This window comes from Streptomyces sp. NPDC057877, assembly GCF_042796855.1.
In the GTDB taxonomy this organism is placed as follows: domain Bacteria; phylum Actinomycetota; class Actinomycetes; order Streptomycetales; family Streptomycetaceae; genus Streptomyces.
Map to the genome: position 1 here is coordinate 764,886 of NZ_JBHVMS010000001.1, position 20,457 is coordinate 785,342.

19 protein-coding genes are annotated in these 20,457 nt (G+C 73.0%); 10 read left to right on the forward strand and 9 right to left on the reverse strand.

What is annotated here, in order from left to right:
- The first annotated feature begins 108 nt into the window (after positions 1 to 108).
- The 3 genes from ACFVQG_RS03345 to ACFVQG_RS03355 all read left to right on the forward strand — a co-directional run bounded on the left by ACFVQG_RS03345 (position 109) and on the right by ACFVQG_RS03355 (position 3,181).
- On the forward strand, positions 109 to 1,245 hold the full coding sequence (locus ACFVQG_RS03345; RefSeq protein WP_383376525.1) for a sensor histidine kinase: 1,137 nt from the start codon (positions 109 to 111) through the stop codon (positions 1,243 to 1,245).
- Between the two features lie 14 nt (positions 1,246 to 1,259).
- Positions 1,260 to 1,922 carry a response regulator gene (locus ACFVQG_RS03350; RefSeq protein WP_383376259.1) on the forward strand — a complete coding sequence of 221 codons (663 nt, stop codon included), beginning with the start codon at positions 1,260 to 1,262 and terminating at the stop codon, positions 1,920 to 1,922.
- Positions 1,923 to 2,023: 101 nt separating this feature from the next.
- The gene (locus tag ACFVQG_RS03355; protein WP_383376527.1) at positions 2,024 to 3,181 is read left to right on the forward strand and encodes an ROK family transcriptional regulator; all 1,158 of its coding nucleotides are present in this window, start codon (positions 2,024 to 2,026) and stop codon (positions 3,179 to 3,181) included.
- Between the two features lie 16 nt (positions 3,182 to 3,197).
- Here the strand turns inward: ACFVQG_RS03355 and ACFVQG_RS03360 are convergent, their stop codons facing one another.
- A complete protein-coding gene (locus tag ACFVQG_RS03360) occupies positions 3,198 to 3,959 on the reverse strand; it encodes a GntR family transcriptional regulator (protein ID WP_383376261.1) in 762 nt (253 codons plus the stop codon).
- A gap of 273 nt (positions 3,960 to 4,232) precedes the next feature.
- Between ACFVQG_RS03360 and ACFVQG_RS03365 the strand changes: the two genes are divergently transcribed.
- The gene (locus ACFVQG_RS03365) at positions 4,233 to 5,063 is read left to right on the forward strand and encodes an alpha/beta fold hydrolase (protein WP_383376263.1); all 831 of its coding nucleotides are present in this window, start codon (positions 4,233 to 4,235) and stop codon (positions 5,061 to 5,063) included.
- A 267-nt stretch (positions 5,064 to 5,330) separates the two neighbouring features.
- Here the strand turns inward: ACFVQG_RS03365 and ACFVQG_RS03370 are convergent, their stop codons facing one another.
- Both ACFVQG_RS03370 and ACFVQG_RS03375 read right to left on the reverse strand, forming a co-directional pair.
- Positions 5,331 to 6,248 (reverse strand): esterase/lipase family protein, encoded by a 918-nt coding sequence (locus tag ACFVQG_RS03370; protein WP_383376265.1) that lies wholly within the window; start codon positions 6,246 to 6,248, stop codon positions 5,331 to 5,333.
- 136 nt (positions 6,249 to 6,384) lie between these two features.
- Entirely contained in the window at positions 6,385 to 6,909 is a 525-nt protein-coding gene (locus ACFVQG_RS03375; protein ID WP_383376267.1) for an SRPBCC family protein, read from the reverse strand.
- Positions 6,910 to 7,298: 389 nt separating this feature from the next.
- Between ACFVQG_RS03375 and ACFVQG_RS03380 the strand changes: the two genes are divergently transcribed.
- From ACFVQG_RS03380 to ACFVQG_RS03405, 6 genes are all read left to right on the forward strand, one after another.
- Positions 7,299 to 7,925 (forward strand): hypothetical protein, encoded by a 627-nt coding sequence (locus ACFVQG_RS03380; protein ID WP_383376269.1) that lies wholly within the window; start codon positions 7,299 to 7,301, stop codon positions 7,923 to 7,925.
- Positions 7,926 to 7,972: 47 nt separating this feature from the next.
- Entirely contained in the window at positions 7,973 to 9,841 is a 1,869-nt protein-coding gene (locus ACFVQG_RS03385) for an NAD(P)/FAD-dependent oxidoreductase (RefSeq protein ID WP_383376270.1), read from the forward strand.
- A 283-nt stretch (positions 9,842 to 10,124) separates the two neighbouring features.
- On the forward strand, positions 10,125 to 10,574 hold the full coding sequence (locus tag ACFVQG_RS03390) for an RNA polymerase sigma factor (RefSeq protein ID WP_383376272.1): 450 nt from the start codon (positions 10,125 to 10,127) through the stop codon (positions 10,572 to 10,574).
- Positions 10,575 to 10,640: 66 nt separating this feature from the next.
- On the forward strand, positions 10,641 to 11,351 hold the full coding sequence (locus tag ACFVQG_RS03395) for a hypothetical protein (RefSeq protein WP_383376274.1): 711 nt from the start codon (positions 10,641 to 10,643) through the stop codon (positions 11,349 to 11,351).
- 104 nt (positions 11,352 to 11,455) lie between these two features.
- Complete coding sequence (locus ACFVQG_RS03400; protein WP_383376275.1) at positions 11,456 to 13,009, forward strand: ABC1 kinase family protein; 1,554 nt, start codon at positions 11,456 to 11,458, stop codon at positions 13,007 to 13,009.
- A gap of 38 nt (positions 13,010 to 13,047) precedes the next feature.
- Positions 13,048 to 13,926, forward strand: a complete 879-nt coding sequence (locus ACFVQG_RS03405) for an SAM-dependent methyltransferase (protein ID WP_383376277.1) — start codon at positions 13,048 to 13,050, stop codon at positions 13,924 to 13,926.
- 52 nt (positions 13,927 to 13,978) lie between these two features.
- On the opposite strand, the gene ACFVQG_RS03410 is transcribed toward ACFVQG_RS03405, so the two are convergent.
- From ACFVQG_RS03410 to ACFVQG_RS03435, 6 genes are all read right to left on the reverse strand, one after another.
- Positions 13,979 to 15,217 (reverse strand): wax ester/triacylglycerol synthase domain-containing protein, encoded by a 1,239-nt coding sequence (locus tag ACFVQG_RS03410; protein WP_383376279.1) that lies wholly within the window; start codon positions 15,215 to 15,217, stop codon positions 13,979 to 13,981.
- Positions 15,218 to 15,254: 37 nt separating this feature from the next.
- Complete coding sequence (locus ACFVQG_RS03415; RefSeq protein WP_383376281.1) at positions 15,255 to 16,577, reverse strand: NAD(P)/FAD-dependent oxidoreductase; 1,323 nt, start codon at positions 16,575 to 16,577, stop codon at positions 15,255 to 15,257.
- Complete coding sequence (locus ACFVQG_RS03420) at positions 16,574 to 17,149, reverse strand: flavin reductase family protein (RefSeq protein WP_383376283.1); 576 nt, start codon at positions 17,147 to 17,149, stop codon at positions 16,574 to 16,576. Before ACFVQG_RS03420 ends, ACFVQG_RS03415 begins: the two co-directional genes overlap by 4 nt.
- The gene (locus tag ACFVQG_RS03425; RefSeq protein ID WP_383376285.1) at positions 17,121 to 17,585 is read right to left on the reverse strand and encodes a type II toxin-antitoxin system RatA family toxin; all 465 of its coding nucleotides are present in this window, start codon (positions 17,583 to 17,585) and stop codon (positions 17,121 to 17,123) included. The genes ACFVQG_RS03420 and ACFVQG_RS03425 overlap by 29 nt, the downstream gene beginning before the upstream one ends.
- A 75-nt stretch (positions 17,586 to 17,660) precedes the next feature.
- Entirely contained in the window at positions 17,661 to 18,947 is a 1,287-nt protein-coding gene (locus ACFVQG_RS03430; RefSeq protein ID WP_383376287.1) for an aspartate aminotransferase family protein, read from the reverse strand.
- Positions 18,944 to 20,083, reverse strand: a complete 1,140-nt coding sequence (locus ACFVQG_RS03435; protein WP_383376289.1) for an SDR family oxidoreductase — start codon at positions 20,081 to 20,083, stop codon at positions 18,944 to 18,946. The genes ACFVQG_RS03430 and ACFVQG_RS03435 overlap by 4 nt, the downstream gene beginning before the upstream one ends.
- Positions 20,084 to 20,457 lie beyond the last annotated feature (374 nt).

The window sequence follows — 20,457 nt, forward strand, 5'->3', positions numbered from 1 at the left end:
ATCGCCGCGGTCGGGGGCCGGGGTCGTCCCCCATGGGTGGAGGGCGGCTCCCCCGCCCGGGGGAGGTCGGCTGTCAGTGGTGGCTGCGACGATGACGTGATGGACCTCGTGATCCGTTTGCTGCGCCCGTTCACCCGGGCCGTGACCTACACGCGGTGGATCCATCTGCTGATCGCCGTCGTGTGGCCCGCTCTGTGGATCTTCGTCGAAGAGGCGTGGTGGACTCCGGCCATCGCGGTCGTGCTGCTGCTCCTGGGCGGGCTGGTGCCCGCGATGCGGACGGTGGAGGGCCTTCAGGCCCGGTTCCTGCTGACGGGCCAGCGGCACGACGAGGAGAGCGCGGCGGTCGTGGTCGCTCCGGCCACCGCCTGGGGCGACCGAGGACGGACCGTCGTATGGCTGGCGGCGCGGCTGCTGCTGGGGTGCGGGGTGTCGTTCCTCAGCGTCCATCTCCCCCTCACCGCGGTGGAGTTGGTGACCGACTCGGTGCGGGGAGAGGCGCCGTGGTGGTACGTCCCGGCCGCGCTGGGCCCGGTGGTCCTGCTGGCGGGCGTGGTCGTCGGCGCGGGCGAGCTGGTCACGCTGCTCGCCCGGCGGCTGCTCGGTCCCTCGCCCGCCGAGCGGCTGGCCGCGCTGGAGGAGCGTACGGAGCAGTTGCTGGAGCGCACCCGTATCGCGCGCGAGTTGCACGACTCCATCGGGCACGCGCTGACGGTGGCCGTGGTGCAGGCGGGGGCTGCGCGCGCGGCGGGCGATCCGGCGTTCACCGACCGGGCGCTTGAGGCCATCGAGGAGACCGGGCGGGCCGCGCTGGAGGATCTGGAGCGGGTGCTCGGCGTGCTGCGCGAGGCGCGGCCCGCGGTGAGCGGGCGGCCGACGCTCGTGGACGCCGACCGGCTGCTGGAGTCGGCGCGGGCCTCGGGGGCGAAGGTCGACGCCGAGGTGACCGGGCCGGTGGAGTCCGTGCCGGGGCCGGTCTCCCGCGAGGGCTACCGGATCCTCCAGGAGTCCCTGACGAACGTGCTGCGGCACGCGGGCGCCGTCCCGGTCCGGGTCCGCATCGGCGTCGCGGACGGCGGCCTCGCGCTGGAGGTGCGCAATCCGCTGACCGCGGCGATACCCGGTCCCGGCCGGGGCAGCGGCCTGCGCGGGATACGCGAGCGCGCGGCGCTGCTCGGCGGGCGGGCGGACACCGGGCCCGCCGACGGGGACTGGAGGGTGCGGGTGGAGCTGCCGCTGCGCTGATCTACGCTGGCCGGATGCCCGTCACCGTACTGCTCGTCGACGACGAACCGCTGGTCCGCGCGGGACTGCGGGCCGTCCTTGAGGCGCAGCCCGACATCGAGGTGGTCGGTGAGGCGGCCGACGGGGCGGCGGTGATCACGCTGGTGCGGCGGCTGCGGCCGGACGTGGTCGCCATGGACGTACGGATGCCGCTGCTGGACGGGATCGAGGCCACGCGCGCGGTGCTGCGGACGGTGGACGAGCCGCCGAAGATCCTGGTCGTGACGACGTTCGAGAACGACGAGTACGTCTACGAGGCGCTGCGGGCCGGTGCCGACGGGTTCCTGCTCAAGCGGGCCCGCCCGGCGGAGATCGTGCACGCCGTGCGGCTGGTCGCCGAGGGCGAGTCGCTGCTCTTCCCGGCGTCGGTGCGGCAGTTGGCCGCCGAGTACGGGGACGGTGGCGGGAACCGCGCGGCGCGCGCGGCGCTGGAGCGGGCCCGGCTGACCGAGCGGGAGGCGGAGGTGCTGCGGCTGATGGCCCGGGGGCTGTCGAACGCGGAGATCGCCGCGCGCCTGGTGGTGGGCACGGAGACGGTGAAGTCGCATGTGAGCGCGGTCCTGGCGAAGCTGGGGGCGCGCGATCGCACCCAGGCGGTGATCGCGGCGTACGAGTCCGGGTTCGTCTCGCCCGGCTGATCGTCGTGGGCGGAGCGGTTCGGGGCCGGGGGGCACTCGCCCGGGTCCGCCGCGCCGAGTACGATCCGGCCAACACGCGCACGAGCTGGGAGGACGGGACGTTGGGGCGGCTGACCGGCGGGGATCCCTCGCTGCTGCGAAGGATCAACTCCGCGGTGGTGCTGCACGCGCTGCGTGCCACGGACTGCGCGACGCTGACGGAGATCACCCGCGTGACGGGGCTGTCCCGGCCGACCGTCGAGGGGGTCGTCGAGGGTCTGATCGAGGCGGGGCTCGTCGTCGAGCAGGCGGCCGAGGAGGGCGCCACTCGCCGTCAGGGGCGGCCCGCGCGGCGGTTCCGGTTCCGGGCCGAGGCCGGTCATCTGCTGGGCCTGGAGATCGGGCCGCACCGGGTCGCGGCGCTGCTCGCCGATCTGGACGGCCGGATCATGGGCGCGCAGGCCAAGGACGTCGACGAGACGGCACCGGCCGACGAGCGGCTGGACCGGCTGCGTACCGCGGTCGCCGAGCTGCTGCGGCGGGCCGGTGTCGCCCGCGGTTCGCTGCGCGCGGTCGGCGCCGCCACGCCGGGGATCGTCGAGGCGGACGGCACGGTGCGGCTGGGCACCGCGCTGCCGGGGTGGACGGGGCTGCGGCTGGGCGAGCGGCTGAGCCGCTCCTTCAAGTGCCCGGTGCTGGTGGAGAACGACGCCAACGCCGCCGCGGTCGCCGAGCACTGGAAGGGGTCCGCGCGGGACTCCGACGACATGGTGTTCGTACTGGCCGGGCTGAGCCCGGGTGCCGGTTCACTGATCGGCGGGCGGCTGCACCGGGGGTTCGGCGGGGCGGCCGGGGAGATCGGGGCGCTGCATCTGCTGGGCCGCGAGGCGACCCCGGAGACGCTGCTGTCGACGACGGACGAGCCGCTGCACCCGCTGGACGAGCAGGCGGTGGCCCGGGTCTTCGCGCGGGCCCGGGAGGGCGACCTGCGCGCCCGCGCGGCCGTCGACCGGTTCATCCAGCGGCTGGTGCACGACGTGGCCGCGCTGGTCCTCGCCCTCGATCCGGAGCTGGTCGTCGTCGGGGGCTGGGCGGCCGGTCTGGACGGCGTACTCGAACCCCTGCGGCAGGAACTGGCCCGCTACTGCCTGCGCCCGCCGAAGGTGACCCTCTCCCTGCTGGGCGAGGCGGCCGTCGCCACCGGCGCGCTCCGGCTCGCCCTCGACCACGTGGAGGAACAGCTGTTCGCGGTGGAGGGCACGGTGACGGCCCGCCGGTGACGGGGCCCGGCCGCGCTCAGGACGCCCGGCGCTGTGGTCCGTCGTGGATCTCCACGCCGCCCGAGTCCCCGAAGGTCAGTCGGCAGGTGTCCGCCCGGTAGGTGGCAACGGACAGCGCGGCGGTGTGGCCCGCGGCGAAGAAGCGGGTGGTGACGACGAGCACGGGGGCGCCGGGGAGGCGGTCGAGTTCCCTGGCGTCGTCGGCGCCGGCCGAGCCCAGTTCGACGGCGCTGTCCCGGCCCTCCAGCTCCAGGCGCTGCAGCTCGCGCAGCACGGCACGCGCGCGTGCCGGTCCGGCGGGGGCGTCGATGGCGGAGAGGTCGGGCACGGAGGCCTGGGGGACGTAGAGCAGTTCGGCGGCGACGAGCTGGCCGTGCGTCGTGCGGGTGCTGCGGACGGTGTGCACGGCCTCGTCGCGACCGGTCTCCAGCGCGGCGGCGACGGCGGCGGGCGGGGCGGCGAGCGTGCAGTCGGCGGGCTGCCAGTCGTCCCCCGGCATGCCCGGCCACACGTGCTGGTCGGGGCCGACGGCGACGCCCATGCGCGGCGGGGCGACGGTCGTACCGACACCGCGGCGGCGCTGGAGCCTGCCTTCGAGTTCGAGCTGTTCGAGGGCCTGGCGGAGGGTGGCTCGGGCGACGCCGAAGCGGGCGGCGAGGTCGCGTTCGTTGGGCAGGATCTCGCCCACGGTGAACTCGGAGTCCAAAGCCTCACTGAGCACGGTCCTGAGGTGCCAGTACTTCGGTTCCGGCACCGATTCCAGCTGCGTGGTCCCCACCCTTACCTCCGCAATCGCCGTGACCCGGCGGCGTTTAGCGCCCTTGTTTATTAAAGGTTGTTGTACTTATCTGCGACCATAAGGCGGCCCCCACCCTTGGTCAAGACCAATCATTCAGGCGTGGCGGGCACTTCGCGGGCGGCACAGGGGGGTACCGCCAAGCGTTCATGGAGTGTTGGCGCGGCGACACACTCATGACATGGGGCTACCCGTCAGTAGCGGTTGCTGACAGTCTGTCTACGCAACTTCCGTCCATCCCTGACGAGGAGCCCCATGTCCGCCACCGTCACCTTCAAGGTGCCCACGCCGCACGGCCCGCAGAGCATCACCCTCGCCTACGCGCGCACCGGCGCCGGGGCGCCGCTGCTCCTGATGCACGGCATAGGCCACCACCGGCAGGCGTGGGACCCGGTGATACCCGCGCTGGCCGCCGAGCGCGAGGTGATAGCGGTGGATCTGCCCGGGTTCGGCGAGTCCGAGCCGTTGCCCGGGGTCATGGCGCACGACCTGCCGACGATGAGCGGTGTCCTCGCGGCGCTGTGCGAGGCGCTGGAGATCGAGCGCCCGCACGCCGCGGGCAACTCGCTGGGCGGGCTGCTGGCCCTGGAACTCGGCCGCAAGGGGCTCGCCCGGTCCGTCACCGCCCTCTCCCCGGCCGGGTTCTGGTCGCAGGCCGAGCGGCGGTACGCCTTCGGGGTGCTGCTGTCGATGCGCCAGGTCGCCCGGCGGATGCCGCCGCCGGTGGTCGAGGGGCTGTCCCGTTCGGTGGTCGGCCGGACCCTGCTGACCAGCACCATCTACGCCCGCCCCGGCCGCCGTTCCCCCGCCGCCGTGGTCGCCGAGACCCGCGCGCTGGCCGGGGCGGAACGCTTCGCCGAGACCCTGCGCTCCGGGCGGGACGTCCAGTTCACCGACGACGTCACCGGCATACCGGTCACCGTGGCCTGGGGCAACCGCGACCGCCTGCTGGTGCCCCGGCAGGGCATCCGCGCCAAGTACGTCATCCCCCGCGCACGGCTGATACGGCTGCCGGGCTGCGGGCACGTACCGATGAACGACGACCCGGCGCTGGTCGCGCGCGTGTTGCTGGACGGCAGCCGCTGACGCGGGACGCCGGGCGCACTCGGCCAGGGCCCAACGCACCTCACCAGGGCGACGGGCCCGCCTGGCCAGGACCTCACGGGCCACGCCCGCGAGCAGACCCGCTCGGCGAGGACCTCACGAACCGGGCCCACGCGACCAGCGCACCAGGCCCCGGCCCCGCGGACCACACCCGCACGACCAGCCTCCCGGCCGACGCCGCACCGACCACGCCACCACAACCGGCCACCCGGGCGGGACCTCGCCGACCACACCCGCGCGGCGCCCCCCTCAGTCGGCCAGCGCCTTGAGGACCTCCTTCAGGACCGTCTGGTTGTACGGCATGCTCACATGCGGCGTGTGGTCCTCCGGGTCGATGTCCTGGAGGACGATGTTGTTGATCTGGTGACCCTCGGTCAGGGTGAGCGCGCACGAATCGTAGGGCGTGACCACGTCGTCGTACTTGGTGGCGATGACGGTGTAGCGGATGCCCTCCACCGTCTCGCCGAGGTCGGCCAGCTCGCGCTGGAAGGGGTGGTCGTGCTGGAGCTGCGGCCAGGCGGGGACGATCTGGCCCACCGCGCCCTGTTCGACCAGCTCCTTCGCGAGCGGGATCTGGCGCGCGAGGTTCATCAGACCCTGCGCGGTGACGCCGTGGTGGCTGGGCGCGATGCCGACGTAGTTGTGCACCTTGGGTGCGCCGCCCAGCGCGCCGATGAACCAGCGCGGCATCATCCCGCCCTGCGAGAAGCCGACCAGGTCGACCTTCTGGGCGCCGGTGCGCGAGAGCACCTCGTCGACGAAGTCGGAGAGCTGCTGGGCGGACTGCCTGATGTCGTTGAGCCCGAAGATGACGGGGTTGAGGTGCTGACCGTAGTCGAGCCGGAAGACCCGGTAGCCGTTGTCGCGCAGCAGTGGCGTCGCGGAGGTCCAGGTGTAGCCGCGGTTGCCGAAGGTGCCGTGCACCAGGACGACGGGGCGCGGGTGCTCCTCGGTGAGCGGCTTGTCCCAGTCGTCCGGGCCGCCCTCCACGTCGACGACGGCGATGGTCTGGGCGGCACCGGCCTGGGCGACGGCGTGCAGGCGGTGGGGCGCCTCGGTGACGTCGGTGATGATGTTCCCGGAATTGGGCCCGGGGATGTTCGGGAGGCTGGGCGTCGGGATGCCGGGGTTGGGGATGCCGGGGTTGGGGATGCCGGGTAGCGACATGGCGATCTCCTTTCACGGATTCGGCTGCTCACGGATTCAGCTGCGAATCCGGGTCGCTTTCCCTGTCTTACGGCGCCGGGGGGCCCGTCCCGACACGCGATTCGGCGGCCCGGCGCCCCGCTCGGGCCCGCGGGACTCACGCGCTCGCGTACGGTGACGTCAGCCAGCGGGGCACGAGCCAGGCCGACAGGCGGCGCAACAGGCGTACGTAGAACCCCCAGCGCACCGGTCTCGCCACCCGACCGGTCAGCGCCAGCTCGGCGCGGTCCAGGCACTGCTCGAACGCCGTGTCGTGCATCACGCGGAAGAACAGCAGCCAGCCCAGCCAGCGGGTGGCGCTCGGCCGGAGCACCAGGGTGTTGCGCAGGACGGCGCAGTTCGGGCCGAGGCTCTCCACGGCGAATTCATGGAAGCCGTCGAAGCCGCCCCGGCCGGTGAACCGGAACCGCACCCACTGGCCGGGCACGTAGTGGCTCACCTGGTAGCGCACCGGCCCGTGTCCGCCGCGCACGCCCACGGCGAGCGGCGCTTCGAAGCGGACGGGGGGCCAGTCCGGCGGCCAGAGGCGGTCGTCGTCGCTGCCCAGGGAGTCGATCAGGTCGCCGACCCGCTCGGGTGCGGCGGGCAGCGTGCGTTCATGGATGTTCAGCACTGCGATCACGCAAGGGTGGCTGCCCGGACCGGACGGCGCAGGAACTCCCCGAAAGGGGGGCGGAAGCGCACACCGGCGCACGGCGGATCACCGGGGATCGCGACCGCACGCGCATGTACGACCACGCGCCCGGGGGCCGCGCCCTCAATTCCCGTACCGCGGGGGATTCACGACGGGAAAGGCGAGGTGCAAGTGGCCGATAAACATCGGTCCAGGTCGCCCGAACTCCCCCGCACCCGGCCCGCCTTGCCCTTCGGGCAGGCCAAGCGCCCGCTTCCAGGGGCGAAGACCGGCCAAGGTGGCAGCGGTGCGTGACCAGGGGAGGGGGAACGGATTCCGGAGCGTAAAGAGAGATGAGACGGACACAACCAGCAAAGCGCGTATCCAAGGGAGTGAGCATGGCCAATGTGCCGCCGGAGGTGCTGCCGGACGCCTGGCAGCCACTGCTCACACAGCCGCCGCTGGCCGAACTGCTCGGTCAACCGCTCGTGGACGACGCGCTGTTGGCCATGCACCGCCTGTTGCCGCCGCGCGTCGCGGTGCACTCGCTGCGGACGTTCCTGCTGGCCGACGCCGCTGGGCGGGCCCGTGGCAGCGAGTGCGACCCGGCCGGGCTGTTCGCCGCCGCCGCGTTCCACGACACCGGGCTGACCGGCTCGGCCCCGCGGGTGCGCGGCGGCTTCCCGTGCCGTTCGGCCGTGCTGCTCGACCGTTTCCTGGCCCGGCACGGGGTGGGCGAGGGTCGGCGCCGGGCGCTGACCCGGGCCGTGCGCGAGCACATGCGGCCGTTCCCCGCGCGGGACGCCGGTCCCGAGGCACGGCTGCTGCACTTCGGCGCCTGGCTGGATGTCGTCGGGCGCGGTGGCCGTGAAGTGCCCGGTGAGCGGGGCCGGTTGGCGGAACTGGCGCCGACCCCCTGGTTCGCCGTCTCGTTCGCGGCCCGGGTGGCCCTCTGCGGGCTGCGCGGCATCCTGCCCGACCGCCCGCCGCCCACCGGGGGCCGCCTTCGGCGCCCGGCCAGCTGAACTCCGGTTCGGCGCCCCGCATCTCCCGTCGCGAAAGGACCGCAGACATGCACCAAGAGGACCAGCGTGTGTTCGATGTCGCCATCGTCGGAGGCGGCATCGGCGGGACCATGCTGGGGGCGATCCTCGCCCGCCACGGCGTTCGCGTGCTGCTTCTGGAAGGAAGCGGCCACCCCCGTTTCGCCATCGGCGAGTCCACCGTCCCCGAGACCACCTTCGGACTGCGGGTGCTCGCCCGCCGCTACGACGTCCCGGAACTCGAGCACCTGGCGACCCACGGCGCGGTGCGCCGCCATGTGTCGTCGAACTGCGGAATCAAGCGGAACTTCAGCTTCATCTACCACCGGGAGGGCGAGTCGACCCGGCCCACGGAGTGCACCCAGTACCCCACCTGGGGACCGCCGCTCGGCCCGGACTCGCACTACCTCCGGCAGGACGTGGACGCGTACATGTTCCACGTCGCGGTCTCCTACGGCGCCACCGCGCACACCCACACCCTCGTCGACGACGTGAAGTTCGACGACGACGGCGTCACCCTCGTCACCCGCGAGAAGGGCACCTTCCAGGCGTCCTACCTGGTCGACGCCGGCGGGATGCGGGCCGTGCTGCCCGAGCGCCTCGGGCTCCGGCAGGAGCCGCCCTACCGCACCCGGTCGCGCACGATCTTCACCCACATGGTGAACGTGCGTCCCTTCGACACCGTCGCGCCCCCGCGCCAGCAGCACGGGATGCCCAGCCCCTTCAGCCAGGGCACGCTGCACCACCTGTTCCCGGGCGGCTGGTTCTGGGTCATCCCCTTCGACAACCACCCGGACAGCACCAGCGAGCTGTGCAGCGTCGGCGTCAACCTCGACCTCGACCGCTACCCGCGCCCCGACGGCCTCTCCGCCGAGGACGAGTTCTGGAGCCACGTCCGCCGGTTCCCCAGCGTGGCCCGGCAGTTCGAGCGGGCGCGGTCGGTACGGCCGTATGTCGCCACCGACCGCACCCAGTTCTCCTCCCGGTCGATGGTCGGCGACCGGTGGTGTCTGCTGCCGCACGCCAGTGACTTCATCGACCCGCTGTTCTCCAGCGGGCTCGGGGTCACGGTGATGTCGCTCAACGCCCTCAGCCACCGGCTCATCGACGCGGTGCGCAAGGACGACTTCGACACCGCCCGCTTCGAGTACCTGGAGCACTGGACCAAGCGGATGTTCCGCTTCTACGACGACCTGGTGTCGTGCAGCTATCTGGCGTTCGACGACTTCGAGCTGTGGAACGCCTGGATCCGGGTGTGGACCATCACCACGCTCTACGGCACCAATTCCCAGAACCAGGTCGCGGTGAAGTTCGAGAAGTCACACGACCCGGCCGCCTTCGACGCCCTGGAGACACCGCCCTACCGGGGCCTCCAGGGCGTGGACAACCCCTGGGTGGAGCGGATGTTCAACCGCTCTCGGGACGCCGTGCTGGCGTACGGCAAGGGCGAGCTGTCCAAGGAGCAGGCGGTGGCGCGGATCTTCGAGGCGCTGCGGGAGAGCGAGCTGTCCCCCGCGGTGTGGGGCACGCTCGACCCGGAGAACCGCTGTCCGGCGGGATCGTTCACGCTCTGGCCGCTGATGAAGATCCTGCTCTGGGGCAAGTTCGGCTCGCCGGGGCACGTCCGCGGCGCCTACCTCAGCGGCGGCGCCCGGATGGTGGGCAAGGAGGCTGTCCAGGTCTACGCGGCCGAGCTGCGCCACGGCGCCTCCCAGGCGCGCCGGACGCTGCGGGACATGTGGGTCAACTGGAACCGCGACTGGACCCGCCAGGGGCCCGCACGGCCCACCTCGCCGCCCCCGGTGTCACCGGCCGCACAGCTCCCGGCGCAGTCCGGCGCGCAGCCCGACGCCGGGTCCGGAGAAACCCTCGAGGAAGGGATTCGTATGCAGAAATGATCGCGCTTCGGTGACGGCCGCCGGGAAATAGCGACAACCGGGCCGCGGCAGCACTGACGTGACGGTCGAAAAAACATTACTGCCGTTGCGAAGCAGAAGTACACAGTTTGCCGCCCCACCCTCTCGGGTAGGAAAACAATACGGCCAACAATTCAAATTCGGCCGTCATTCCCTCTGCCCAATCGAGAGACAATGGGCTGCATTCCCCATGGCGCAAAACTTAACCTGCCCACCGCCCGCCGCATGCTCCTGGGAAGAGATTTCTCAGCACCAGGACCGCCTTATGCGACTGGTTCGCCGGAGACTCCCCAGCCAACAGGACGCGGAGGACTGCGTCCAGGAAACCATGGCACGCGCTGCCGCCCACGCCGATCTGGACAGGAACCGGCTCGGTGCCTTCCTGACCTCGGTGGCGATTCGCCTCTGCATCGACTTCTACCGGGACATGGAGCGCCGCAGGCGCCTGGTGCAGCGTGCGGCACTGCTGGACGACCCCGGAACGACGGAGGAAGACGTCTGCGACGAGGACTTCGGCAGATGGCTGCTGGGCCAGGTCCGACAACTGCGCGGCCGCGAGCAGGAAGTCATACTCGCCCGAGCCGCCGGAATTTCCACCGCGGAATTCGCCCGAATGCACAACATCTCGATCAAGGCCGCCGAAGCCGCTTTCACCAGAGGTCGAGCGCGCCTGAAAACAGCCTGCCTCAAGGCCATGGGAGACCGCATGGGATAAACCGTGCGGAATCCAACGCACAGCAAGCTGAATCCAACGCAAAGCAAACCGAGAGGAATTCACCGCATGGGCAGCAACAAGAACCTCCAAGACATCATGAAGGACTTCGTCGGCGGTGTGACCGACAACTGGAAGGACATGATCGACGAACTCATCAACCGCAACGACGACAAGGACAAGTCCGCCACCAACCCCCTCGGGGCACTGACCGGACTGCCCGTGGACGCCCTCGGCGCCCTCTCGGGCGCGCTCAACCCGGCCGCCGCGGCCCAGCTCCTCGGCGGCGGCGCGGGCGGCAACCCGCTGGCCGCCCTCAACATGCTCACCGGCGGAGCGGCCGCCGCCAACCCGTTCGCCGCCCTCCAGATGCTCAACGCGCTCGGCGGCGCGGGCGGCAACCCGCTGGGCGTCCTCGCCGGGCTCAGCCAGCTGGCGGGCGGCACCGGACAACTCGCGGGCGGCCTCGGGCAGGCGGCCGGGGGCGTGGGCAACGTCCTCAACACGGCCGCCGGACTGCCGCAGCAGCTGGGCCAACTGGCCGGGATGTTCCCGGGACTCGGGCAGCTGCCCGGTGGTGTGCCGGGCATGGGTCAGGGTCAGGCGGCCGGTGCGGTGCCGGGGCTCGGCCAGGTCGCCGGGATGGCGTCCCAGGCCGCCGGGGCCGTGCCCGGGGTCGGCCAGGTCGCCGAGCAGGCCACGCAGGCGGTGCAGGGGCTCGTACCCGGGCTCGGCGGTCAGCAGCAGCCGAAGCAGGGCGGCCAGAGCAAGGGCAGCTGACCGCCCAGTCAGCGGCCATCACCGCGTCCCGTCCCACCGGTCACCGCGAGCCCGTCGGCTCACGTGCCGGGGTACACCGTACCGATCTGGAAGGATCAAGCACGATGGCATCCGTCGTCGGCGACCGGTTGCGCCTGGTGGTCAAGGTCCTGGGAAGCCTCGTCGCCGACGAGGTCCAAGTGGCCACCCGGCTGCGCAGGAGCGGGAAACGGGACGGCCCGTCCCCGGCGGAGGCCGACGAGGCCCCCGCCGGGGCCGAACAGCGGCGCGCCAAGGCGGTGCGCCACGCCCTGGAGAGCCTCGGCCCCTTCTACGTCAAGCTCGGACAGATCCTCTCGACCCGGCCCGACATGGTGCCCGACTCGATCCGGGATGAACTGCAGAACCTGCACGACCAGGTCGACGTCCAGCCCTTCTCCGCCTTCGAACCGGTCCTCGCCCACGATCTCGGCCCCGACTGGAAACTGCGGTTCGACGACATCGACACCATCAAGCCGCTCGGCGCCGCCTCCCTCGCGCAGGTCTACAAGGTCACCCTGCCCGGCGGACGCCCCGCCGTGGTCAAGGTGCAGCGGCCCGGCATCCGCGAGGGCGTGCTCGCCGACATGGCCCTGATGCGCCGGGCAGCGCGGATCGTGGCCCGGGTCGCGCCCAGGTTCAACGAGGTCATCGACATCGAGGCGATGCTCGGTTCCGTGTTCGACGCGATGGAGCCGGAGCTGAACTTCACCGGCGAGGCCCGCAACATGGACGAGGCCCGTGAGCACGTGCGCCCCTTCCGCACCCTGGAGGTGCCCAAGGTGCTGCACGCCAGCCCCCGGGTGCTGGTCCAGTCGCTGGCCCCCGGCAAGTCGGTGCGCCATGTCGACCGGGAGCACTTCACCGACGACGAGCGCATCGAGATCGGCCGGGATCTGCTGCGCTTCATGTACCGCGGCTACTTCGTGCACCGCTTCTTCCACGCCGACCCGCACGCGGGGAACATCTTCGCGCAGCCCGGCGGCCCGGCGACGCTGATCGACTGGGGCATGGTCGGCCGTCTGGACCGGCGCACCAGTCTGCAACTGCTGCCCCTGTTCATGACGTTGGCGCAGAACGACGGCGCGGGCCTGGCGCACCACTGGGCGGGCATGGGACGGATCACGCCGTGGTCGAACATGCCCGCGTTCGCCGCCGACATGGCGGCGTTCGTGCCCAAGGTCTCCCATCTGTCCCTGGAGGAGATGAACTTCGGGGTCTCCCTGACGACGGTGCTGGGGAAGGCGACCAAGCGGGGCATCGGCTCCCCGCCCTCGGTGTCGCTGCTCGGCAAGTCGTTCGCCAACCTGGACGGTTCCGTCCGTCATCTGGCGCCGGAGATCACCCTGCCGGAGGTGTTCCAGGGCGAGGTGCCCAGGATCCTCTTCGCGCTGGGTCGGGAGTTCCTCGGGCGGCACCAGTTCGCCCGCAACTCCATGGAGCTGCTGGTGACCGCCGTCAACAGCCCCGACCAGGTGCGCGGGACCCTCGCCGACATCGCCAACCGCCAGTTCGCGATCAACGTGCACGAGCCGCGGACCCCGGCCGCGATGGGCGGTCACCGCCCGTCCCGGCCCTCCGGCAGCCTGCTGGCCCTGGGCGCCCTGGCACTGCTGGTGGGCCGTCGCCGCGCCGGGTGACCGCCCGCGCGCCCCTCACCCTCATCAGGAGACAGACCATGCCGGACGCCACCCGCCCCCCGTCACCGTCCTCGTCGCCCGCCCCGCCGCTGGACGGCGTGCACCGGGCGGCGCTGTGGACCGCCGCCGCGCACGCCGCGGAGTACGGCCGCGAGTCACCGTACGTCCGTGACCCGTGGGCCGCCGACTTCCTGCACGCCGCCGGGTTCCAGGGCGGCCCGCCCGGCGACGGTCCGCTGCAGCGGCTGCTGCCGGACTGGATGGTCGTACGCACCCGGTTCTTCGACGAGCACCTGCTGGACTCCGCCCGCGCGGGCGGTCGGCAGGTGGTGCTGATCGGGGCCGGACTCGACACGCGCGCGTTCCGGCTGGACTGGCCGACGGGGGTGCATGTCTTCGAGGTCGAGCATCCCGCCCTACTGGCCTTCAAGGAGCGGGTGCTGGACTGCAGTCCGCCCACGTGCGGACGGCGCAGCCTGGTCGAGGCGGAGCCCGCCGACGGCTGGCGCGAGGAGCTGCTCGCCGCGGGGTTCGACCCGCGGCGGCCGACGTCGTGGCTGTGTGAGGCGCCGATGTACTTCCTGCCGCCCGCGACGGTGGCGGGCATCGTCGACGCGATGACGGAACTGTCCGCGCCCGGCTCCACGTTCGCCGCCGAGTGCGTCAGCTCGCGGTCGGGGTCCTCGCCGTTCGTGGCGCCCTTCCTGGAGGCCCTGGCATCCATCGGGATCGGCTGGCACTGGCAGCTCACCGATCCGGAGCGCTGGTGGGCCGAGCACGGCTGGGACGCCCAGGTCGCCGACCTGTACACGCTGCCGTACGTGGTGGAGCGGTTCTCGCACCATCTGCCGCTGCTCCACGAGGTGGCGAAGAAGTGCGTGTTCCTGACGACCGGCGCACTGCGCGACGCGAACTGACGGCACACACACGCGCGGGAGCCCCCGTTCGGGGGCTCCCTGCCACGCGCGGCTACGCCTGTTCCAGCTCCAGCAGCGCCGCCAGCCACAGGTCCGGGAGTTCACCCGCGGTGGTCAGAGCGCCATCGTGGACGACGGACAGGCAGGCGGTGTCGTGCTGGCTGGTCAGCGTCACCACCCAGGGGACGCTCGCCGCGGTGTCCGCGAAGACGGCGGCGCGCCGGGACACGGCCCCCTGGTGGACCAGCGCCTGCCCGAAGTTCACGCTGCTGGCCGGACCGGCGACCACCGCGCCGTTGACCATCCGGGTGCCGAGGCGGGCGCCGATCGCCCGGGGCGAGGCGGCGAGCAGCAGCCGGGTCGCGTCCCGCTGCCGACTGGCGCGCAGCCGCTCGGTGGCCGCCATCACGCGCGTGAGGGCCCGCCGCGGCGACGACTCGTCGCAGGGCAGCGGCAGCCGGGCCACGACCATCCGGTTGCCGGGGGCGCACTCCTCACCGGCGGTGCGCACGGACATCGGGATCACCACCGGCAGCGGTGGATGGACGGTGCCGGTCTCCTTCATGTGCCAGGTGTGCACGGCGTGCGCCAGGGCGGCCAGGTAGACGTCGTTCACGGTGCCGCCGCGGGACCGGCCGATGGCCCGCAGCCGGGCCACCGTCGTCTCCGCGTGGCACACCCCGCAGCGCCCGCCGTCCGCACGGTCGAGGGCGGGCATGCCACTGCCCGCGCGCAGCGAGGCCGCCACGTCACCGAGGGCGCCCACGACGCCCCGCGCGGTCGGCCGGGCCAGGCGGGCCGGGGGCGGGCCGCCGATCGCGTGGTCGTCGAGGAGGGCCCGGACGGCGTGCGAGGCGCCGACGCCGTCCTGAAGGGCATGGTCGGTGCGGTAGCACAGGGCGTAGCCGTCCTCCCGGCCGCGCAGCAGCCACACGTCCCAGGGCGGGCGGCCCCCTCCGGCCATGGGCTGGGTGAGCATCATCCGTCCGGGGGCGGAGCCGTCGTCGTCCTCGGGGAGCCGGGCCTCGTGCACATGCTGTTCGACGGGCAGCCGGTCGGCGCGCCGGAACACCCGGCGGTCGCGGACGATGCCGTAGCGCAGGGACGGGACGCGGTGGGCGCGTTCGGCCACGCGCGCGCGTACGGCGTCCAGGGTCGGCGCCCGGCCGGGGAACCAGAACACGAAGACGACCGGCAGCGGTCCGCCGCGCGCGGCCAGATGGTAGGCGACGTCCACGGTCGTCATCGGCACGGACGGCGGCAGTCCGCCGCCGGGGTGGGCTCGGGTCATGGAAACCTCCTCGTCGGGTGGGGAACGAGCCGGGCCCTCAGCAGGTGCGCCGGGTGTAGCGGCCGAGCGCGTCCAGCGCGGCCCGCAGCAGGGGGCGCCCGACGCTCTGGACGGGCATCCAGGGGGCCGCCGGGCGGTGCCAGGGCAGCGGGTCGCCGGGTTCCGGCTCGCCGAGCAGGGCGGCGGCGACGTACGCGCCGTGCGCCACGGACATCGCCAGGCCGTGTCCGCAGCAGCCGCCGATGTACCAGACGTCCGGCAGTCCGCGGACCGGCCCGACGACGGGCAGTCCGTCGGTGGTCATCCCGATCCGGCCCGACCAGCGGTGCGCCACGGAGACGTCGTGCAGGTCCGGGTGCAGGGTGCGCAGCCAGCGGCCCAGCCAGCTCCAGGCCCGCTCGCGGAGGGCCCGGAGGCGGTCGGTGCCCAGTCCGGTGGGGACGGTGACGGTGCCGCCGCCCGCCACCAGGCCGCCGTCCGGGAGCGGCCGGAAGTACGGTGCCATCGGCACGGCGTCGACGACGGCGTACCCGTGGCGCCCGCCGAGGGCCTCGTACACCGGGCGCCGGACCGGTGCGGTGGCCACGGCGTGCACCTCCAGCGGCAGGACCGTGCCGACCGGCAGGCCCACCGCCTGGGCGGCGGAGTTGACGGCGACGACGGTCTGTCCGGCGTAGAGGCGGCCGTGCGGGAAGACCAGTTCGGAGCCGACCAGGTCCCCGGCGCGTACGGCGCGCAGTGGGCTCTCGCCGTAGAAGCGCACGCCCTTGGTGGCGCAGGCCCGCGCGAGGGCGCTGGTGAGTGCGGCGGGGTCGAGGGTGGCGGCCGTGCGGTACAGCAGTCCCGCGCTGTACGGGACGCCGACCCGGGCCCGGATCCCGGCCGGGGACAGCACGGGCACGTCGAGGTCGAGCGCCCGGTAGGCGCGGGCCTGCCGGGCGAGTGCCGTCAGTCCCGCGCGGGAGCGCGTCGCCATGATTTGCGCGCCGGGCCGCAGCCCGCAGGACACGTCGAGGCGTGCGCACAGATCCAGGACGTCCTCCACGGCCCGCACGCTGGCCAGGTGCATCCGGCGGGCGGTGCGCGGGCCGAAGCGCTGCACCGCGCGGTCGATCGCCGGGCCCGCGCGGGGTCCGAGCAGGCCGGTGCCGTGACCGCTGGCCCCGGCGGCCGGGCGGGCCGCGTCGATCACCGCGATGTCCAGGCCGGGGGCCCGTTCCGCCAGGTGGTAGGCGCAGGCCAGCCCGGCGAGTCCGGCCCCGACCACGGCCACGTCGGCGGTGACCACGCCGTGCAGGGAGGGCTGCGGAGGGAGTTCCACCGGTTCCCAGAGCGGGGTTCCGGCGGGGCGAGCGCTCATCCGGGGCCGTCCGGGGCGAGTTCGGTCAGGGACCGGAACCTGCGGTCGTGCCACAGCAGTGGCCGCCCGCCGCCCACGTGGACGGCGGCCACCCTCCCGACGACGAGGTGGTGGTCGCCGTACCGCCGTACGTCCTCCACCAGGCACACCGACCAGGCGAGCGCTCCGGCCAGCACCGGGACGCCGAGGACCTGCCGGGTGTCCGTACCGGCGAACCGGTCGGCGGCGGGGGTGGTCGGGTGGGCGAACCGGGTGGCCAGGGCGTGCTGTTCCTCGCGCAGCAGGTGGACCGCGAACGCCCGGTGCGCGGTGAGCGCCGCGAGGGTGCGCGAGCCGTCGCGCAGACAGGCCACGAGCAGCGGCGGCCTGGCGGACAGCGAGGTGACCGCGGAGACCGTCATGCCGAGCGGGCCGTCCGGGCCGCGCGCGGTCACCACGCTCACCCCTGCGGCCAGCTTGGAGTAGAGGCTCAGGCAGCGGGCGGCGCCGGGGCCCGGCTCCTCGCGCAGGGGGTCGCCGTAGGCCCGTTCGACGGTGAGGAGGTCAGCTGCGGGCCGCGGCGGCGCACTCATCGGTCACCTCCGCGCCGACCAGTCCCTCGACGATCCGGGAGATGATCGTCCGCAGTGTGGACTCGGCCACCGGGTCGAGAATGTCGGCCAGGGTGGGGATACCCAGGTCGAAGGAGGCACTGAAGACGATCAGGGTGCCGCGCTCGTGCGGGGTGCAGCGCCAACTCCCCTCGAAGACCAGGAAGTCCCCGCTGAGCTGTTCGAACGCGAGGGTGTGGGTCTCCGGTTCGAAGATGTCGCGCTCCCGCCAGCGCATCAGGCCGCCGCGGAACTCAACGGTCCAGTCGGACACGGCCGAACCGTCGGGCAGCGTGTCGACCTGGACCTCGTGGACGGTGTCGGTGAGTTCGGGGTAGCGGCGGAAGTCGCTGATGCTCCGGTAGACGGCGGCCGGTTCCCGGCCGTCGGCGATCGCGTGCAGGACCACATGGCGCATGGTGCTCGGATTCCTTTCCAGTCGATACGTCGCTCTGGGTCCGGACGGTGTGTCTCACCGCGCCGGACGGCCGGGTCAGTCGGCCATGCGGGCGGCCGTGGCGCGCAGGGCGTCGGCGAGGGTCGTGAAGAACACCCCGAGCGCGGTGTCGTCGGCCACGGCGGGCGGGGTCAGCCGGAGCACATGCGTGGAGTTGAGGGAGTGGTTGACCAGCACATCGCGGGCGATCAGCTCCAGCAACAGCTCCCCGACAGCCCGCTCCGCGCCGAACTCGATGCCGATCAGCAGCCCCCGCCCGCGGATGTCCCGCACCAGTCCGCCCTGATAGGGGGCGCACACCTCGCGCACCCCGGCGATGATCCGGCTGCCGAGCGCCGCGGCCCGGGCGACGATGTTCTCCCGCTCCATGGTCCGTACGGTGGCCAGGGCGGCGGCGCAGGCGATGGGTGAGGCGCCGAAGGTGGAGGTGTGCAGATAGGGGTCGCGGCTGAAGGGTCCGTACGCCTCCGCGGTGGCGGCCATCGCCGCGACGGGTACGACACCACCGCTGAGGCCCTTGCCGATCAGCAGCACGTCGGGGCGGACGTCCTCGGCGTCGACGCCCCACCAGGTGCCGAGCCGCCCCATGCCGGTCTGGATCTCGTCCACCACGAGCAGCGCGCCGAACTCCTTGCACAGGTCGGCCACTTCGCGCAGATAACCGGGCTCCGGGATGCGGACCCCGCCCTCGCCCTGCACCGGTTCGAGGATCACACAGGCCCGGTCGCGGCGGGTGGCCAGGGCCCGCTTGAGGTCGCCCGCGTCGCCGTGGTCGACCTGGGTGACATCGGGGAGCAGCGGCTCGAAGGGCGTCTGGTAGGTGGCGTTGGCGGTGGCGCTCAGCGCGCCCAGCGTCTTGCCGTGGAAGCCCTTGCGGGTGGTGATGACGGCGTTGCGGCCGCCTGCGCGGGCCAGCTTCAGGGCGGCTTCGGTGGCCTCGGCGCCGGAGTTGACGAAGTGGATGTAGTCAAGGCCCGGCGGGGTGTGCGCGGCCAGCGCCCGGGCGGCCTGGGCCGCGACCGGCTCCAGGAAGACCCGGCTGGCCAGCGGGTGGGCGTCGATCTGCCGGTGCACCGCCTCGACGACGGCCGGGGGGCGGTGACCGAGGATGAAGACGCCGTAGCCGCCGAAGTTGAGGAAGCGGCGGCCGTCGTCGGTGTGGATCCAGCAGCCCTCGGAGCGCACCTCGGCCATGCCGCCCATGACCCGGCCCATGACGGCCCGGCCGGAGCCGATGTGCCGCTGGTACAGGTCGACGACGCTCGGCTCGTCGGGGCCGGTGTCGTCGGTCACGGTGCGGGGCGCCGGTGGGGAGAACGTCATGACGCCACCTCCGTGGGCATCGGGGAGACCGGACGGGCACGGTGCTTGCGCAGGACTTCCGGCCTGCCCTCCGCCCAGGCCTCCAGATTGCGAACGAGCGCGGCCCGGATGTCGGCGTGGGTCAGCCGGGTCCCGCAGGGGGACTCGCCGAACGACTCACCGAGGGAGGTGTCGAACGGCAGCTCGGTCTGGAAGCACAGCAGCAGCTCGGCGTAGTGCTGGAAGCGCTGACGCATCTTGCCGGGCAGCTCGGTGCCCTCCAGCATCGGCAGCAGCAGCCGGTGCACGGCCTCGACGGGGATGAGCCGGGGCCGGTGCGGCAGGGGGAGGCCGTTGCGGACGGCGAACTCGCCGCAGATGTCGGCGATCTCCCGCAGCTCGATGGCCTCCTTGCCCGCGGTCAGCCAGTACTCGCCGCTGCCCACGCCACCGCGGATGAGGTCGGCGATCGCGCGGGTGACGTAGTCCTGCGGGACCATGTCGACCTTGGCGTCCGGGGCACCGGGCAGCACCGGCACCTGGCCGAGGACCATGGAGCCGATGGTCCTGGTCAGGCCCTGCTCCCCGGCGATCTGCCCGGTGACGGAGTCGCCCATGACGACCGAGGGCCGCACGATGGCGCCGGGCAGGTCCGAGTCCCGCATCAGCTGCTCGGCGGCCACCTTGGAGGCGAGGTAGGCGGCGGCGCCCGGGAAGCGGCGGTGGTCCTCCTCGGTGGGCGTGTTCACCACGAAGGCGGTGCTGACCAGGTACAGGGGCGCGTCCGCGCGGGCGGCCAGGTCGATCATGTTCTCGGTGCCGACCGTGTTGGTCCGCACGATCTCCTCGGGTGGGACCCGCCAGTTGGTCGCGGCGGCGGAGTGCAGCACGACGTCCACTTCGAGGGCGAGTTCGTGCCAGGCCAGCGGGGTCAGGCCCAGCCGGGGCGCCACGAGGTCGCCCTTCAGCTCCCGCACGCGCGGGTCGCCCAGCGGGCGGTTGCGGCGCAGGCAGAGCAGGTCGTAGTCCTCCGACAGTTCGTCGATCAGGGCCCGGCCGAGGACGCCGGAGCCGCCGGTGAGCAGCAGGGTGGGACGGTCGGCCGCGGGCGGTCGGGGCGCGCGGGATTCGATAGGGCACGGAAGGTGTCGCGACATGGCGGTGCTCCCTCACACGGGTGGCGCCTGACGGGAGTTGGTGGGCCGTCGGGCGGGGGCGGCTGGCGGGGGCGGTGGTCCGTCAGGCGGGGGCGGTGGGTCCGTCAGGCGGGGGCGGTGGGTCCGTCAGGCGGGGGCGGTGGGTCCGTCAGGCGGGGGCGGCTGACGGGGGTCGGCGGCTCCGTCAGGCGAGTGGCCACGGACAGGGGACGGTGGCTCCGTCAGACGAGTGGCCACGGACAGACGACGGTGGCTCCGTCAGACGAGTGGCCACGGACAGACGACGGTGGCTCCGTCAGTGGCTGGCCACTTGGCGGAGGACCGTTGATCCATCAGGCGCGTGGCCACTCGCGGAGAACGGTCGATACGTCGCC

Excerpts from the sequence above, each read along its gene's own strand:
- ACFVQG_RS03350 (WP_383376259.1), top strand. The coding sequence starts at position 1,260 with ATGCCCGTCACCGTACTGCTCGTCGACGACGAACCGCTGGTCCGCGCG.
- ACFVQG_RS03365 (WP_383376263.1), top strand. The coding sequence starts at position 4,233 with ATGTCCGCCACCGTCACCTTCAAGGTGCCCACGCCGCACGGCCCGCAG.
- ACFVQG_RS03370 (WP_383376265.1), bottom strand. The coding sequence starts at position 6,248 with ATGTCGCTACCCGGCATCCCCAACCCCGGCATCCCCAACCCCGGCATC.
- ACFVQG_RS03380 (WP_383376269.1), top strand. The coding sequence starts at position 7,299 with ATGGCCAATGTGCCGCCGGAGGTGCTGCCGGACGCCTGGCAGCCACTG.
- ACFVQG_RS03385 (WP_383376270.1), top strand. The coding sequence starts at position 7,973 with ATGCACCAAGAGGACCAGCGTGTGTTCGATGTCGCCATCGTCGGAGGC.
- ACFVQG_RS03390 (WP_383376272.1), top strand. The coding sequence starts at position 10,125 with ATGCGACTGGTTCGCCGGAGACTCCCCAGCCAACAGGACGCGGAGGAC.
- ACFVQG_RS03395 (WP_383376274.1), top strand. The coding sequence starts at position 10,641 with ATGGGCAGCAACAAGAACCTCCAAGACATCATGAAGGACTTCGTCGGC.
- ACFVQG_RS03400 (WP_383376275.1), top strand. The coding sequence starts at position 11,456 with ATGGCATCCGTCGTCGGCGACCGGTTGCGCCTGGTGGTCAAGGTCCTG.
- ACFVQG_RS03405 (WP_383376277.1), top strand. The coding sequence starts at position 13,048 with ATGCCGGACGCCACCCGCCCCCCGTCACCGTCCTCGTCGCCCGCCCCG.
- ACFVQG_RS03410 (WP_383376279.1), bottom strand. The coding sequence starts at position 15,217 with ATGACCCGAGCCCACCCCGGCGGCGGACTGCCGCCGTCCGTGCCGATG.
- ACFVQG_RS03415 (WP_383376281.1), bottom strand. The coding sequence starts at position 16,577 with ATGAGCGCTCGCCCCGCCGGAACCCCGCTCTGGGAACCGGTGGAACTC.
- ACFVQG_RS03420 (WP_383376283.1), bottom strand. The coding sequence starts at position 17,149 with ATGAGTGCGCCGCCGCGGCCCGCAGCTGACCTCCTCACCGTCGAACGG.
- ACFVQG_RS03425 (WP_383376285.1), bottom strand. The coding sequence starts at position 17,585 with ATGCGCCATGTGGTCCTGCACGCGATCGCCGACGGCCGGGAACCGGCC.
- ACFVQG_RS03430 (WP_383376287.1), bottom strand. The coding sequence starts at position 18,947 with ATGACGTTCTCCCCACCGGCGCCCCGCACCGTGACCGACGACACCGGC.
- ACFVQG_RS03435 (WP_383376289.1), bottom strand. The coding sequence starts at position 20,083 with ATGTCGCGACACCTTCCGTGCCCTATCGAATCCCGCGCGCCCCGACCG.